The following is a 15,017-nucleotide window of genomic DNA, read 5'->3' on the forward strand; positions in this document are numbered from 1 at the left end:
TCCATGTCCCGATTGCTGCTCGATCTGCGGCGCCAGAAATTCCTGACGCCCCTTCTCGTCTTCGCCATCCTCGCGATGGTGATTCTGCCGCTGCCGCCGCTGCTGCTCGATACACTCTTCACGTTCAACATCGTCCTGTCGATGGTCGTGATTCTCGTGAGCCTGTCGGTGCGCCGGCCGCTCGACTTTTCCGTATTCCCCACGGTCATTCTCGCCACGACGCTCATGCGGCTCACGCTGAACGTCGCGTCCACGCGCGTGGTACTGCTCAACGGCAACGAGGGCACGCAGGCCGCCGGACGCGTCATCGAGTCCTTCGGGAACGTGGTGATCGGCGGCAATTTCGTCGTCGGCCTCGTGGTGTTCGTGATTCTGATGATCATCAACTTCGTGGTCGTCACCAAAGGCGCCGAGCGCATCTCGGAGGTATCGGCACGCTTCACGCTCGACGCCCTGCCCGGCAAGCAGATGGCGATCGACGCCGATCTGAACGCCGGTCTCATCAACCAGGAGGCGGCCCAGGCGCGCCGCCGCGAGGTGAGCGCCGAAGCCGATTTCTACGGCGCGATGGACGGCGCGTCGAAATTCGTGCGCGGTGACGCCATCGCGGGCATTCTCATTCTGCTCATCAATCTGATTGGCGGCGTGGCCATCGGCGTGACCATGCACGGCATGAGCGCCGGCGATGCGTTCCGCCAATATTCGCTGCTCACGATCGGCGATGGACTGGTAGCGCAGATTCCGGCGTTGCTGCTCTCGGCGGCCGCGGCGATCATCGTCACGCGCGTGTCCGACGCCGGCGACTTCGAGCAGCAGGTCGGAGACCAATTGCTCGCCTCGCCGGCGGTGCTCGCGAGCGTCGCGGTGCTGATGTTCGTCCTAGCCTTGATTCCCGGCATGCCCACGGCGCCGTTCCTCGCGTTCGCCGCCGTCATGGGATTCGTTGCGTGGCGTGTGAACGGGCGACGCACGCCTGCGGCGGCAGACGACGCCGAAACCCTCGAAGCGGCGCTCTCGGCAAGCGAGCCGCCGGCGCTCACGTGGCAGCAACTGCCGTTCGTCTGTCCGGTGAGTGTGACTCTCGGCTACCAGATCGTGAGTCTCGCCGACAAGCGCGAGGGCGCGCCGCTCCTGCAGCGGCTCCACGGCATGCGCCAGACGCTCTCGCAGACCATGGGGTTCGTCGTACCGGCGGTGCGGCTCGACACGGGCCTCGGGCTCGGTCCGAGCGAGTATGCGATCGACATCGGTGGCGTGCGCGTGGCCGGTGCGACGCTGCCGCACGACCGGTTGATGGCGATTCCCGCGCCGGACTGCTATGGCGAACTCGACGGCATGCCGGCCCTCGATCCGTCGTTCGGCATGCCGGTGGTCTGGATCGAGCCGGAGCAGCGCTCGCACGCGCTCGGACTGGGATATCAGATCGTCGATGCGGCCGGCGTGATCGCCACGCACGTGCAGCAGGCGATGAAGGCGCATCTGGCTGAGCTGTTCACGTACCAGGACGTGACCTCGCTCGGCGAGCGTCTGCGCGAACTGTCGCCGTCGCTGGCCGACGCGCTCGACAAGGCGCTCACGCATCAGCAGCAATTGGCCGTGATCCGCCTGTTGCTGGCCGAGGAAGTGTCGTTGCAGGACATCGACGTGGTGGCCACGGCGCTCGTACACGCGGCGAGCACGACCAAGGATCCGCTCGCGCTCTGCGCGGAGGTGCGCACCGCACTCAAGCGACGCCTGGTGCACGACCTCATCGGCGACGAGTCGACATTGCACGTCTATCAGTTGACGACGGATCTGGAGAATTTGCTGCTGGGTGCTTTCACGGCGGCGCAGCAGGCCGGCAAGACGAGCGCCGACGCCTTCCCGCTCGATCCACAGTTGCTCGAGCAATTGCAATTCCACATGTCGCAGGCGCGCGAGAACCTGAAACAGGCGGGACGCACTCCGGTGTTGCTCGTCATGCCGCAGATCCGGCCGTTGCTCGCGCGCTACGCGCGCATGTTCGCGAGCGGCTTGCATGTACTGTCCTATAACGAAGTGCCGCAGACGAAGGAGATCGAGGTGGCAGGGACGTTGGGCTGAGGCGGCGCCGCACAACGCGGTACTGCGGTACTGCGGTACTGCGACATTGACGGGAAACAAAAAAGAGCCAACGAAAAACTCCGTTGGCTCTCTTCGATCCGGGATCTGCCTGGCCGGTATCCGACCGGCCAGGGCGACGAGAATCAGCGCAGCAGCATCTGGATCATGCCCGGCATTTCGCCGGCCTTCTGCAGCATCTGCAGGTTCACGTTCATCTGCGTCTGCAGTTTGGTCAATTCCGACACGGACTCGGCGAAGTCGACTTCGTTCAGACGCGAGTTGGCTTCGCTGGTGTTCTGCAGCAGCGTCGATTGCACTTCCTCACGGCCGTCGAGGTCCATCATGGCCGCACCGATGCTGGCCTGAACGGTCGCGAGTTTTTCAATGGCTGCCTCGAGATTCTGAATCGCGGTGCCGGCGCTTGCCCCGTCGCCCAGTTGCGTTTGCGCGGTCAGCTTCGATTGCAGCACGTTTCGCACTTCCATGACGAGTTCCGCGCGCTCGATATGAGCGCCGCCCGCCGCGCCAGCGGGTTTCAGGCCTTCCATGGCGTCGCCGAGGCTGCTGGCGAAAGCCGTTTCATCGCCAGGGGTTTTGTTCAGCTCGACAATCAACGCATCCGTGAGCGCTTCCTCCCACGTCTTGGCGCTGTTACCGCCCGAGGCTGCCGTATGAACGGAGGCCAGCATGCCTGCCATTTTCGAATTCGCCTTGAGTGCCGAGATCACCGCGCCGGCGGCAGACGCCGCGTCGGCCGCGCCCATGGCCGCAAACGCCGTCGTCGAGCCGTCGAACGGGCGGGTCTGCCGCGTGCCGAAGTTGCCGGTCGCGTCGCCCACGCTCGCGAAAAGGCCCTGAAGCTCCGCGCTGATGTCCAGCGCCTTGGTCTCGCTGCGGTCCGCGCCGACCTGCAGGTCGATCTGGCCTTGCGCCAGGATGCCTGTCGCGGTGCCGCCGAATTCCATCTTCAGGAGATTCTTGCCGGCGAACGTCGTGTTGTCGAAGATCGCCTTGAGTGCCTGGGCGTTGTTGGTGTACTGCTGCTGGAGCGCGGCCTTTTCGGCATCGCCCTTCAGACCGTCCTTCGCTTGCGTGGCCAGGTCCTTCATCGTGACCAGCAGTTCATTGGCCTTGTCCAGCGCGCCTTGCGCCACGCGTGCGCTCGATTGCGCGTACTTCATGTTGCTGATCGCCGACTTGGTGCCGCTGGCGTGCATGTTCAGCATGGCCGAGATGCGGGCCGCGGCCGGGTCGTTCTTGTACAGGTCGTTCTTCTTGCCAGTGGACAGATCGCGCATGATCGCGCTCAGCTTGCCGCCGGTCGTGCGTTGCGTGTTCAGCGACGACATTTGCGCCACGTTGGTGTGCAGAGTCAACATTGCTCAGGCTCCTTTGTGTTGTGAGCGACGACGGGCCGGGTGGCCCGCCTCACCGTATCAAGGCGTCTGTGCGAAGGATTTGTTAATGCATCACCGCGGTGATTCTTCCCAACTCTCGATGGGTGCGCTCCCCGTCACGGCTTCAGCCGGCCAGCAGCGCGCGGACGTTGGCTCGCGACATGGGCACGCCGTCCGGCATCGCGCGGGCCATTGCAACAAAGGGCGGCAGCTTGCCGAGCCGCGCCGTCCAAGCCGTCGCGCAGGCCATCGCCGCGTCGTAGTCGAGGCCCTGCGCAGCGGCGAAGCCCCGGTCCGCCACTGACTGGCTGACCGACTGCGCCGAAACTCGCGCGGCCTGGCTCGCTTGGGCATGCGCCGCGCGGATCGCGCGCACCATCGAGGCGAGCGCCTGTCGCACCTGCGCGACGGTGTCCCGTCCATCGATCCGCCACGTATGCGGTGCGATGGCATCGGGCGCATCGCGAAGGATCGCCGGGCGCGCGGCGCCGGGAACGCCCGCCCGGACCAATGCGGCGGTGCTCGTGCCCGTGACATCCGCTTCGGCGCCGGTTGCTTGCGGCGGGCTCGCCCCGCCCGTCTGTGCGAGCGCGAACTTCGAGGCGATCGACGGCCAACGCGCACCATCGGCGCGCATGACCCAGATATGCTCGGGCGGGGGGGCTTCCAGCGTAATGCCATAGGCTGCCAGCGCACGTGCCGTGTGACGGCGCAACCCCGCCGCGGACAACGCGTTCGACACATCGATCTCCACACCCGCGCCGCCAGGACCGGTCGGAAAGAGTGTCAGCCGCTCCGGCATCGAAGCGCGCCACTGCTGCGGCGCAACGCCGTCGATGGTGAAACGCCGGGGCGCCGCACCGCGCGCATCGAAGTGCAGACGATCGTCGACGGTTCCGAGACTTTCCCGATCCCGCCCCTGCCACTGCGCGCACAGGCTGGCAAGCGCACGCTGCGCGCGCTCGTGCGACGCCGCGTCGCCATCACGCCAGCGTGCGAGGGTCGCGAGCGCGGCATTGGCCGCGGCGTGGAGCCTGGCAAGCCAGTCGAGCGCCGCGCTGGCACGACTGGCCGCGGCATGGTGCGAAATCAGGTCGGCCGTGCGGGCCGCGCGCCGTTTGTCGAGTCCGTCCGGCCTGTCAAAGGACGCCCGGGCGGGCGACACCGGCCACGACGGCGCCGCAGTGCGTCGCGCCCCACGTGTGCGCCCGGGCGCGTCAGCCGCCGCTACCTGCTTCGGCCGCGCGGCGCCGATCCCGGGCTCCGCGCCCGGCCCATGCGGCAAGGACGATGGACGTGCGGCAGCGCGCGCGTCGCCGAGCGCCGGGTTGCCCGGGATATCGCGGATAGCCTCAACCATGAACCGTCTCCGACGAACTCAGCCAGTGAAAACGCATCGTGCCGGCATCAGACGACCTCGAAGAACGAAAGCTCGCCCACCCGGATGTGCGCCTGTCGCGCGGTCGAAACGGCGGTAAGCAGCGTCACCCAGGCCGTCATGGCCTCGGCGGCGTCCTGCCCCTCGAGCGCGAGGCGGGTCTTCGCCAGCACCTCGCCTTTCAATGCATGTTCCGTCTTCAACGCCTCGAGCCGCCGCGCACTGTGGTCGTTCGTGAACTGCACCTCGGCAATCTGCCGGATCTGGGCGTCGAGCGGGTCGACGAGGCCGCGCAGGACAGTCGTCGCATCGGCAGGCGCGGCGTGTGTCAGGTCGGCGGCCGCCGCCGCGAGCCGGTTGAGCAGGTCGGGCACGCCCTGCCAAACGCGCGGGGGATTGGCCTGATACACCCCCTCGCCGATCTCCACGGCCAACGGTGGACGGGCAGTGCCGCTCAGTACGAAGTCGGCGACGCCGGCGCCCGGCGCCGCCGCGTCGTGCACGGGCGCGCCGCTCCCGGCGAATACGTAGCTGCCGTCCGGGCGCCGCGCGTTGAACGCATCGGCAAGGCCGCGCATGAGCTCGCGAATCCGGGTGGCACTCGCCTGCGCGTCGCCCACCTGCAGGGCGTCGGCCTTCATCGACACCTCGCTCCTGAACGCGCTCAACCGGTCGAACGCGCTTCGCAGGCTCGCGCCGGCGTGCCGGAGGTCGGCGTCGAGACCGGCGATGAGTTTCGTGCGGCGCGCGATGGCCTGCTGCTCGCGGTCGATGCGCGCGATGCGCTCGAAATCGACCGGGTCGTCGGACGCGCGCAATACGCGCTTTTGCGCCCGGGACTGTTCCGTCGCGCGGTCGAGCCGTTCCTTCATCTCGCGCAGGACGTACTCGCGTTCGAAGCGGCTGAGGTGGGTCACTTGCATGATGTCTTCCTTTGACGCGCGCCGCTCAGACCATCGCGAGCGTGGCGTCGAACAGTTCGTTGGCGACCGAGGCCACACGCGCGTTGGCTCGGTACAGCTTCATGTACGCCATGAGCGATCCTCCGGCCTCGGTCTCGTCCACGCCGGCCTGCTTCTGAAATTGCGTGCGCGCGGACACGAGCACGGCTTCCGCGGAGCCGGCGCTTGCGGCGATCTCGCTCGCGCGACGGCCGGTTTCGCCCGCCAGGGCACTCATTGCCTCGACGAGCGTGACGCCGGAGCGCCCGGACAGCGCGACGCTCGCATCGAGCGCGCCCCTCAGACGACGCAGCGTCGTGCCGTTTCCCTGGGCGCTGTCGACGCGCAGCGCCAGGTCCTCCGCGCGCCCGATGGTGCGTTGCATCCTGGGCACACCATCCGCACCGCTCGTGAGCGAGAGCAACGGCGTGCCGGCAAAAGGCCCCGTCGCCCTGTCGGCATGCGCGCGGTTGAGCTGCTCGGCCACGGTGCGGGCGACTTCAGTCACCTCCCCGATGCGCCGGTCGAGCTCACGCGTGAGGAAGCGATCGAGCCCGCCCAGCCGGCCGCCAAGGCCCTCGGCCGGCACGCTCACGCGCGACGCGCCCGCACTCAGCGTGTAACCGCCATCCGCCTGCGCCTCGAGCTGCGCGGCACGCCCGCCCAGCACGAGCGGCTGCCCACCGCGCGTGAGCACGTGGTACGCACCGCTCGCGTCCTCGTGCACGTCGAGGTCGAGCAGCGCGGCCAGTTCGCCGAGCGCCTGATCGCGCTGATCCTCGATGGCGAGCCGTCCGGCCGCATCCGGGGCAAGACGATGCAGGCGATTCAGTTCCGCCACGCTGGCCGTGAGCCGGTTTACCTTTTCCGCCTCGCCCGCCCGGACCGAGTTCAGGTCGCCGCGCAGGCGCGCCAGCGACGCGAACATCGCGCTGGTCCGCTCCGCCACGCGCCCCAACGCCGCGAAGACCTCGTCGGCGTGTACGTCGCCTCCCGTGGTCTGCGCTTCGTGATCGAGCGCCTTGATGAAGTCTCGCAAGCCCAGCGGATCGCTGGCCACGTCGCTGCCGCCCAGTTGGGTGAGCAACGCCTCGGCGTGCGGTTTCTGCACCTCGAGCTCGCTCGCGTTCGACACCGCGCGCCATAGCCGTTCGCGTTGCGCCAGGCCCGCTGCGCGCGCCGCGTCGCCGGCCTGCGCCGTACCATCGGCGCGCGAAGTCACGCGAACTTCGCGACGCGTGTACGCCGGGTTTCCCATCTGCGAGATGTTGAGCGCCTCGTTGTCGAGTAGCGACTGTGCAGTTTTCACGCCTTGCGTGGCGATATTGAGCATATTCATCGTAAGTGGCCTGTTCCGTTCCGGTGATGTCAGCGCTGCGCCATCTGCCGCACGATGGTGTCGGCAATGCCGAACGCACGGCGTGCGGCGAGCGCCTGCGCCACTTGCGTGTCGGCCCATTCGTGCAGGCCGTCCGCCGCGCGCTCGCGCCTGCCGAGCCCGCCGGCGCCCTCGCCGTCGTCCCTGAGGGCCTGTGTGGCGCGGCGCATCTCGCCCAGCAGCCGGGCGATGAAGATCGCCTCGAACTGCTCGGCGGCCGCCTCGAGCTCCGCACCGGGGCGCGGAATCGGTGCGCCCGCACCGTACTCAGGCGACCCGGACGCGGAAATTGGCAAGTGATAGGGTGTCATGGGGGGTGTCATGGCGAGTGTCATGGCGAGTGTCATGGGGTCCTCCGGTCGATCAAATGACGTGCAGCTCGCCGTCGAGCGCGCCTGCCTCGTCGAGCGCCTGCAAGATCGCGATGACGTCGTCCGGTGTCGCGCCGGAGCGCCGCAGACTGTCGACGATGGTCTGCAGGTCCACGCCGGCCGGCCACACGTGGATGTCCGCGCCGTCCTCCTCGACGTCGATGCGCGATCGCGGCGCAAGCGCGGTCCGCCCGCGCGAGAACGGCGCCGGCTGCGACAGCATCGGCGACTCGCTCACCGTCACGCGCAGCGAGCCATGCGATACGGCTACCGGGCGCACGGTCACGCCCCGCGAGATCACGACGGTCCCCGAGCGCGCGTTGATCACCGCGCGCGGCACACGGCTCACACCGGGCACCGGCAGCGAGTGGATATCCGCGAGAAAACGCACGCGCGCGTCGGCGTCGTCGGGCGCGACCACTTCGATCGTGCTGCCGTTCCTGGCCTGCGCGGTGCGCTCGCCGAAGCGCGCATTGATGGCGTCCGCGATGTTCGCCGCGAGTTGAAAGTCGGGACGTTTCAGGCTCAGACGCATGGCGCCGCCCTCGCCCACCGGCATGGGAATCTCCTGCTCGATGGTCGCGCCGTTGGGAATGCGCCCTGCCGTGGGGGTGTTCTTCTGAACGCGCGACCCGCTGCGCCCCTCGGCCTGCATGGCGCTCACCACGAGATTGCCTTGCGCGAGCGCATACGTCTGGCCGTCCACCGCACGCAATTGCGTGAGCAGCAGCGTGCCGCCTCGCAAACTGCGTGCGTCGCCCATCGACGACACCGTGACGTCGATGGTCTGCCCTCGCAGGAAACCGGACGGGTATGTCGCGCTTACCATGACCGCGGCGACATTGCGCGAGCGCAGTCGCACGTTATCCGGCATGCTCACGCCGAATTGCTTGAGCAGATTGGCCAGCGACTGACTCGAATGCCGCGAGCGCGGGCCGTCGCCGGTGCCGGCGAGCCCGACGACGAGGCCATAGCCCACGAGCTGGTTGTCGCGCACGCCTTCGACGTTGACGTAGTTGCGCACCGTCTGCGCATGCGCGAGCGGCGCGCCAAGCGTGCCGAGGAGCACAATGGCGACGAGCGCGGCGGCCGCCACGGCGGGCAGCCCCCGCGACATCGACATCGACATCGACATCGACATCGACATCGACATCGACATCAGCGAGGATAGCCGCCCCGCACGGACCGGGCGCGCGAGCGCGCCGAGCATTCTGAACATGACGATGTCCTCAGAGCGGCGCGAACTGGCTGTTGAAAAAGCGCGTCAGCCAGCCGGGGTTGTTGCTGTCGGCCAGTGCGCCGGTACCGAAGTACTGGATGCGCGCATTGGCCACGCGCAGCGACGACACGCGATTGGTCGTGTCGATGTCGCCGGCACGCACGTAACCGGCCACGCGCACCGTCTCCTCGCCCTGGTTCAGGAACAGCCGCTTCTCGCCGCGCACATGCAGCAGGCCGCCGGGCAGCACGCGATGCACGACCACCGTGATGGCACCGCGCAACGTGTTCTGTGCGGAGCTCGAAGTGTCGCCGCGAAATCTCCGGCTCGCGCCGAGCGACGTATCTCCGACGAGCGGCCGCCCCATGAGCGTGGCGTCGTCGACGGACATCTCGCTGCGCTTGTCCATGCGCGTGCCCGCACGCTTGCTCGCCTGCGTCTGTTCCTGCAGCACGATGGTGAGTACGTCGCCCGCGCGAAAGGCGCGCTGGTCCGAGGTGAGCGACAGCGCGTGCCCGGGCGAGAACAGACCGCCCGCCTGTCCGGCCGACGACATCTCGGCCGTGCTCGGCAAGTCGTCGCTTTCTTCGAGCGTGGGCGGCACGAACCCCGCGCAGCCGGCCAGCGCGAGCGCCAGCGCTGCCGGCGCCCACCGCACCAGCGCCGTCTGGCGCGTGCGCAAGCCCGCCATGCGATGACGCGGGAGGACATCGCGCACACGACCGCCATTTCCGTGCGTCATTGCCGTATTCCCCCGTTATCGCGCGACTTGCGCGAGGCTTTGCATCATGTTGTCGGCCGCCGACAGCACCTTGGTGCTCATCTCGTAGGCGCGCTGCGCCGTGATCATGTTCACCATCTCTTCGACCGCGACGACGTTCGAACCTTCGAGCGCCTTCTGTCGCAGCAGACCGAGGTTTTCCTCGCCCGGGCTGCCTTCGATGGCGGGGCCGCTCGCGCTCGTGCGCGCAAACAGGTTGCCGCCGAGCGGCTGCAGGCCGGACGGGTTCACGAAGTCGGCCAGCAACAGGCGGCCGAGTGAGGTGGGTTCGGTGTCGCCCGCCTCCACCGCGCTCACTTCGCCGTCCGCGCTGATCGTCACGTCGCGGGCGCCGGGCGGCACCACGATGTCGCCGACGAGCGGATGACCGGCCTGCGTCACGAGACGCCCCTCCACGTCAAGGCGCAGATTGCCGGCACGCGTGTACGCGGTTTCGCCGTCGGGCATTTCGACCTGGAGGAAGCCACGCCCCGTGATGGCGACGTCGAGCTCGTTGTGCGTGTCCTTTTCCGCGCCGTTGGTGAACTGCTTCTGCGTGCCGGCCAGCCGCACGCCCGTGCCGAAGTACGTACCGCCGGGCAGCGTCCTGTCGGCCTGGGTGCGCGCGCCGGCTGGACGCACAGCGCGATAGAACGTGTCCTCGAACGCGAGCCGGTCGCGTTTGAAGCCCGTGGTGTTGACGTTCGCCAGGTTGTTGGCGATGGCCTGCAATTGCGCGTCCTGCGCATGGACCGCCGTGCGGGCGATGAGAAGTGCGGGATTCATCGGATGTCAGGAAAAGAGAGTTTTTGAAGTCGGGGCGTCGGACGATTCTCGAGTGTGGACCACATACAGACATACGCGGCCTCCTACAGACATCTCAAAGGCCTCTCATGTGGCGCCCCATACGGTCCGCGATGCGGGCCATGCCGCGCTGCACCGGTATCAGGCGCGCATGAGACGGTTGCCTCCTTCGGCGAGTTCGTCGGCGACCTTTAGCACGCGCATCTGCATCTCGAAGTCGCGGCTTGCGTTCATGCTCTGCACCATGGCGCCGACGGCCGAGACGTTGCTCGCCTCCAGATGCGCGCCGCGCAGCGTCACGCCGTCGCCCGGCAACGTGTCGCCGTCGGCCACGAGCACGCCGCCGCCCACGCCGCGCATGGCACCCGGCATGGCAAGCACGCGCCGCAGGCGCGCGACGGGCACGAGTTCGCTGTCGCCGTCGAACGCCACGGCGAGCGTGCCGTCCGCGTCGATATCGACTTCCCGATGCGGGGGCACGACTACCGGCCCGCCGTCGCCCAGTACCGCCCGTCCGTGCAATCGCAACGTGCCGTCGCCGTCGAGCGTGAGCGATCCGCCGCGCGAATAGACGACGTCCACGCCGTCGCCCGGAAGTGCCGCGAGCGCGAGATAGCCCTGGCCGTCGATGGCGACATCGAGCGCCCGACCCGTCGCCTCGAGCACACCGGGCGTGGTGTCGATGCCGGCCCGCGCCTGCATGGCGAAGTGGCGCGAGGGCAGTCCCGCGCCGGGCAGTTCGCCCGCCTGCGCGACCGCCAGCTTGGCGCGAAAGCCCGTGGTCGTCGCGTTGGCGAGGTTGTGCGCCACGACCTGTTGCGCGTCCTGGGCGCGCTGGGCTCCGGACATCGCCGTATAGATGAGGGCGTCCATGGCGTCAGATCGATTGCATGAGGTTGCGCATCATCTCGTTCTGCGTGGAGATGACCTTGGTGTTCGCCTGGTAATTGCGCTGCGCGGACATCAGGTCCACGAGCTGGTCCGTCACGTTCACGTTGGACCCTTCGAGCGACTTCCCCACGAGCACGCCGGTGGCGCCCTCGCCGGGACGGCGCAGTTGCGCGAGACCCGACGTGCCGGTTTCGCGCCAGACAGTGCCGTCCGCCGGCGCCAGGCCGCCGACGTTGGCGAATTCCCCAAGCGCGAGCTGGTACTGCGTCTGGGTCGTGCCGTTGCTGTACTCCGCGACCACCGAGCCATCCTGCTCGATGCGCGCGCGGACGAACTCGCCGGCCTCGCGGCCGCCGACTTCGGTCGCGTTGGCGGCGAAGGCGCCCAACTGATGCGTCATGCCGCTGAAGTCGAGTTCGGGCAGCGTGCCGGCGTTAGCCGATGTGAACCCCATCGTCGCCGTATCCAGGGTGCCTACCACCGTTTCGTTGCCGCCGTTGACTTCGGAGACCTGCACGACCCCCTGAGTCGCCGTCGAGGAGAAGCGCAGCGTTCTCACCGCGACGTCGCCGTTAGCGTCACGGAACGTCACGGACGCCTCGCCGATTTGCGTAGGCGCCGGGGGCAGCGGGCTGGGCAGCCGCCCCGCAATGGCAATGCTCCGGCTCGGCAGCGCAGGCACCGGACGCTTGTCGATCGTCACGTCCGAGACATTCGACTGGCCACCGGCGAACCCCTGCACGACGCGCCCGGCGCCGTCCACGAGGCGATTGTCCTTGTCCACGCTGAAGTCACCCACGCGCGAGTACACACGTTGGCCGTTCGTCTCCTTGAGCACGAAGAAGCCACCGCCCTGAATCGCCTGATGCAATGGGTCCGCGGACGTGCGAAGGCTGCCGTTCGCGTTCAGCGAATAACGTGTGCCATTGGCGCGTACTCCTCCAGGCTGCGCGCCCGCCATGGCCGACGCGAAACTGGTGGTGCCCGACTTGTAGCCATGGGTACCGACGTTGGAGATGTTTTGCGAAATCGTCTCGAGCGACTGATTGATGGCGTTGATGCCCGACAGGGCGATATCGAAACTCATGCTGAACTCCTTGATTAGCTCGCGTGCGGCGACGCGCCGCCCGATAGTTCCACCAGGCTCGCGGCGTCGATGCGGCTGTCGACGCCCGCGACATCCACGCGCGCCTGTCCGCCGTCCAGGTGCACGCGCGTCAGTTGTCCGGTGACCCGCACCGGCAGCCGCTGGCCATCCGCCTCGGCGTGAATCGCGTAGGTTCCCGCACCGAGCCTGTGCTCGGCAAACCACGCGTCGTCGAGATGGAACGCCGTCTGAGCGTTGGGCGACGGCACGATCGCCTTGCGCACGGACACGCCGCGACTGTCGCGCAGCACGATCTCGGCGCGTCGGGTGTGCTCGGGCAGCTCGACAGCGCCACGGACCGCGCCGCCGTCGGCGCGCACCACGCGCTCCACCGCTACGCTCACTTCACGGCCAACGTGGCCGCCGAGCGCGAACGCCTGCATGCTCGCGAGCGCCTTGGTCTGGTCGAGCACGCGGCGACTCACGTCGTGCATGGCGTCGGTCTGGCTCATCTGGGTGAGCTGCGCGACGAACTGCGCCGGATCGCTCGGATTGAGCGGGTCCTGGTGGCGGATCTGCGCCACCAGCAGCTTCGTGAACATGTCGCGCGTGTCGCTGGCGGCCTCGCCGGGCGCCGGCGCCCCTATCGCCCGGCCCCCCCCCGATTCCCCCGATTCCCCCGATTCCCCCGACTCCCCCGATTCCCGTACCCGTGCGGGCCGCGGCGCGCGCCGCGTCGCCCGCACCGCTGTCGATCATTGGCGTCATCCGCGCTCTCCCAGTCGTAACAGTTCCTGCTGCGCCGCGCGCACGCGGGCCAGCACTTCAAGGTTGGTTTGGAACGCCCGCGAGGCGTCGAGCATGTCGGTCATCTCCTCGATCGCATTCACGTTCGCGTAAAAGACGTTCCCGTCCTCGTCCGCCAGCGGATTGCCCGGCTCGTGCGCCACGCGAGGCAAGTCCTCGCTTTCGTAGATGTCGACGACCTGTACGTGCTGCGCACCTTGCGCCGCGCCCAGTACGGTCGCGAACACCGGCTTGCGCGCGCGATAGGCGGCGTCCGCATCCGCGGCCACGGCACTGGCATTTGCGAGATTGCTCGCGACAGTGTTTAGCCGGATGGTCTGTGCCGCCATCGCGGAGCCGGCGATGGCCGCGATCTCCCGGAAGCTCATCGTCAACGGCCTCCCTCGATGATCTTGTGCAAGCCGGCGAGGCGCCGGTTCAGAAACGACAGGCTGGCTTGCCAGTCCGACAGGTTCTGCGCGAAGAGCGCCTGCTCGACGCCAAGCTCGACGGTGTTGCCGTCGGCGCGCGTCTGCATCGGCACGCGATAGCGCAAGGCGTCGGCCGGCCCGGCGGCGCCGAGCGCGTCTGCGCGCGCGCCGGCCTCGAGATGCCAGCGCACCTGTTCGGCGAAATCAAGGTCGCGCGCCTGATAGCCGGGCGTCGCCTCGTTCGCGAGATTCGCCGCCAGCACGCGAGTGCGCGCCTCACGCGCCTGCAGGGTGGCCGCATGAACGCCGACCGCCTGGGAAAAGAATGTTTGCAAGATTTCGCCTCCGTGGGTGGCTGATGACATGACCGTCCCATTGTCGGCGCAGCTATCGGAAATCGACGCAAAATCGCGGGAAATTGACAATTTTCCCAAGCGCCCCGAAGCGTTTTGGGCGATTTGCTCGACGCATGGGTGCAGGCGGCTGGCGGAAATCGCAATGCGACGTGGCCCTGCCATGGTGACGTGCCGACGTCGAGGTGCATTGGCCATGGACACGACTGCCGCGCGGCAGACCGTGGACGCGTTACCGTTGCGGCGCGTAGGTGGCGGCCATAGGGGAGAGAACGACGTCGAGCGCCTGCAGCCTCGCACCGATGTCGCGCAGATTGCGCGCGTTGATCGTCTTGCAGCGCGCCGCGATCGTCTGAAGCGACGTCCAGCGCGATGCAAACGTCTCGTAGGCTTCGGGGGCGTCGGTTGCCAGCCAGCGCATCACGGGCGCCATCGTGTTCGCGGACGTTGCGCCGAACGCCTGCTCGAGGCATTGCACCCGCCGACGCGCGCGCGTGCGCAGCCGGCTCACCAGTTGCAGCGCCGCCTCGTGCGTTCGGGCCAGCGCATCGAGATGCTCGCCGGCGAGCGCGCGATGCAACGCGTCGAGCACCGCGATCAGGCGCCGATAGTCCGCAAGATCGGCGTCGACGTCGGCCACGAGGCGCGCGACGCAGGCGCGGCGGCGTTCGTGTTCGGCGGCGCTCAACGCACCATCCCGTGACGATCGAGAATGCAGTCGGCCACGCGCTCGCCATCGAACGGCAAATCGCCATTGGCCAGCATCGCCTTCAGGCGCGCGACCTTGACGGCGTCGACGCGCGGTACCGATTCGATGGCGGCGCGCGCGTTCATCAGCCATTCTCCGGCGCCCTGCGGCGCCGTGCGCGCCGGCCGGCCCGCCAGCGCCGCCGAGGACATGGAAGGCCGCGGCGCCTCGGCCGCCGTGCGGCGCACGGGCGCGCCGTCGATGGGCGCGATGGATGAAATCGAGTCGATCTTGGTCATGAGCAGTTCCACGGATCAGGGTTCACTAGAACCAGGCGACGGACCGGCGCCGCTTGTTATTGATCCGGCCCCTGTGAACTTGTATCAAGCTGCATAGCGAACAGGGCCGTGCTCGAAATACTTGCGAATTCGTTCGGGCTGGCGTTGCACGC

At 68.1% G+C, this 15,017-nt stretch carries 16 protein-coding genes; 1 reads left to right on the forward strand and 15 read right to left on the reverse strand.

What is annotated here, in order from left to right:
- Window positions 1-3 precede the first annotated feature (3 nt).
- On the forward strand, window positions 4-2,082 hold the full coding sequence (locus CDN36_RS16710) for a flagellar biosynthesis protein FlhA (protein WP_287497324.1): 2,079 nt from the start codon (window positions 4-6) through the stop codon (window positions 2,080-2,082).
- A 143-nt stretch (window positions 2,083-2,225) separates the two neighbouring features.
- On the opposite strand, the gene CDN36_RS16715 is transcribed toward CDN36_RS16710, so the two are convergent.
- The 15 genes from CDN36_RS16715 to CDN36_RS16785 all read right to left on the reverse strand — a co-directional run bounded on the left by CDN36_RS16715 (window position 2,226) and on the right by CDN36_RS16785 (window position 14,865).
- Window positions 2,226-3,461, reverse strand: coding sequence for a flagellin N-terminal helical domain-containing protein (locus tag CDN36_RS16715; protein WP_150556491.1), 1,236 nt, complete (start codon window positions 3,459-3,461; stop codon window positions 2,226-2,228).
- Window positions 3,462-3,603: 142 nt separating this feature from the next.
- Complete coding sequence (locus CDN36_RS16720) at window positions 3,604-4,764, reverse strand: hypothetical protein (protein WP_287497325.1); 1,161 nt, start codon at window positions 4,762-4,764, stop codon at window positions 3,604-3,606.
- 122 nt (window positions 4,765-4,886) lie between these two features.
- Complete coding sequence (locus CDN36_RS16725; protein ID WP_287497326.1) at window positions 4,887-5,780, reverse strand: flagellin family protein; 894 nt, start codon at window positions 5,778-5,780, stop codon at window positions 4,887-4,889.
- A gap of 25 nt (window positions 5,781-5,805) precedes the next feature.
- Window positions 5,806-7,137, reverse strand: a complete 1,332-nt coding sequence (locus tag CDN36_RS16730; protein WP_150556488.1) for a FlgK family flagellar hook-associated protein — start codon at window positions 7,135-7,137, stop codon at window positions 5,806-5,808.
- 29 nt (window positions 7,138-7,166) lie between these two features.
- Entirely contained in the window at window positions 7,167-7,523 is a 357-nt protein-coding gene (locus CDN36_RS16735) for a peptidoglycan hydrolase (protein WP_287497327.1), read from the reverse strand.
- A 16-nt stretch (window positions 7,524-7,539) separates the two neighbouring features.
- A complete protein-coding gene (locus tag CDN36_RS16740) occupies window positions 7,540-8,766 on the reverse strand; it encodes a flagellar basal body P-ring protein FlgI (protein ID WP_287497328.1) in 1,227 nt (408 codons plus the stop codon).
- A 10-nt stretch (window positions 8,767-8,776) separates the two neighbouring features.
- Complete coding sequence (flgH, locus tag CDN36_RS16745; protein ID WP_370750435.1) at window positions 8,777-9,427, reverse strand: flagellar basal body L-ring protein FlgH; 651 nt, start codon at window positions 9,425-9,427, stop codon at window positions 8,777-8,779.
- A 96-nt stretch (window positions 9,428-9,523) separates the two neighbouring features.
- Window positions 9,524-10,312 carry a flagellar basal-body rod protein FlgG gene (flgG, locus tag CDN36_RS16750; protein WP_287497329.1) on the reverse strand — a complete coding sequence of 263 codons (789 nt, stop codon included), beginning with the start codon at window positions 10,310-10,312 and terminating at the stop codon, window positions 9,524-9,526.
- A gap of 159 nt (window positions 10,313-10,471) precedes the next feature.
- A complete protein-coding gene (locus tag CDN36_RS16755) occupies window positions 10,472-11,203 on the reverse strand; it encodes a flagellar basal body rod protein FlgF (RefSeq protein WP_287497330.1) in 732 nt (243 codons plus the stop codon).
- A gap of 4 nt (window positions 11,204-11,207) precedes the next feature.
- Window positions 11,208-12,308: a flagellar hook protein FlgE gene (locus tag CDN36_RS16760; RefSeq protein ID WP_150556484.1), complete on the reverse strand. Its 1,101-nt coding sequence runs from the start codon at window positions 12,306-12,308 to the stop codon at window positions 11,208-11,210.
- Between the two features lie 14 nt (window positions 12,309-12,322).
- Window positions 12,323-13,054, reverse strand: a complete 732-nt coding sequence (locus CDN36_RS16765) for a flagellar hook assembly protein FlgD (protein WP_287497331.1) — start codon at window positions 13,052-13,054, stop codon at window positions 12,323-12,325.
- Between the two features lie 18 nt (window positions 13,055-13,072).
- Window positions 13,073-13,483, reverse strand: coding sequence for a flagellar basal body rod protein FlgC (flgC, locus tag CDN36_RS16770; protein WP_150556608.1), 411 nt, complete (start codon window positions 13,481-13,483; stop codon window positions 13,073-13,075).
- A 2-nt stretch (window positions 13,484-13,485) separates the two neighbouring features.
- Window positions 13,486-14,076 carry a flagellar basal body rod protein FlgB gene (flgB, locus tag CDN36_RS16775; protein WP_306345266.1) on the reverse strand — a complete coding sequence of 197 codons (591 nt, stop codon included), beginning with the start codon at window positions 14,074-14,076 and terminating at the stop codon, window positions 13,486-13,488.
- A 34-nt stretch (window positions 14,077-14,110) separates the two neighbouring features.
- The gene (flgN, locus tag CDN36_RS16780) at window positions 14,111-14,566 is read right to left on the reverse strand and encodes a flagellar export chaperone FlgN (protein WP_287497332.1); all 456 of its coding nucleotides are present in this window, start codon (window positions 14,564-14,566) and stop codon (window positions 14,111-14,113) included.
- Window positions 14,563-14,865 carry a flagellar biosynthesis anti-sigma factor FlgM gene (locus CDN36_RS16785; protein ID WP_287497333.1) on the reverse strand — a complete coding sequence of 101 codons (303 nt, stop codon included), beginning with the start codon at window positions 14,863-14,865 and terminating at the stop codon, window positions 14,563-14,565. The genes flgN and CDN36_RS16785 overlap by 4 nt, the downstream gene beginning before the upstream one ends.
- Between the last annotated feature and the right edge of the window lie 152 nt (window positions 14,866-15,017).

Origin of the sequence: Pandoraea sp. CB10b_02, from assembly GCF_002216225.1 — a bacterium.
Taxonomy (GTDB): domain Bacteria; phylum Pseudomonadota; class Gammaproteobacteria; order Burkholderiales; family Burkholderiaceae; genus Pandoraea; species Pandoraea nosoerga.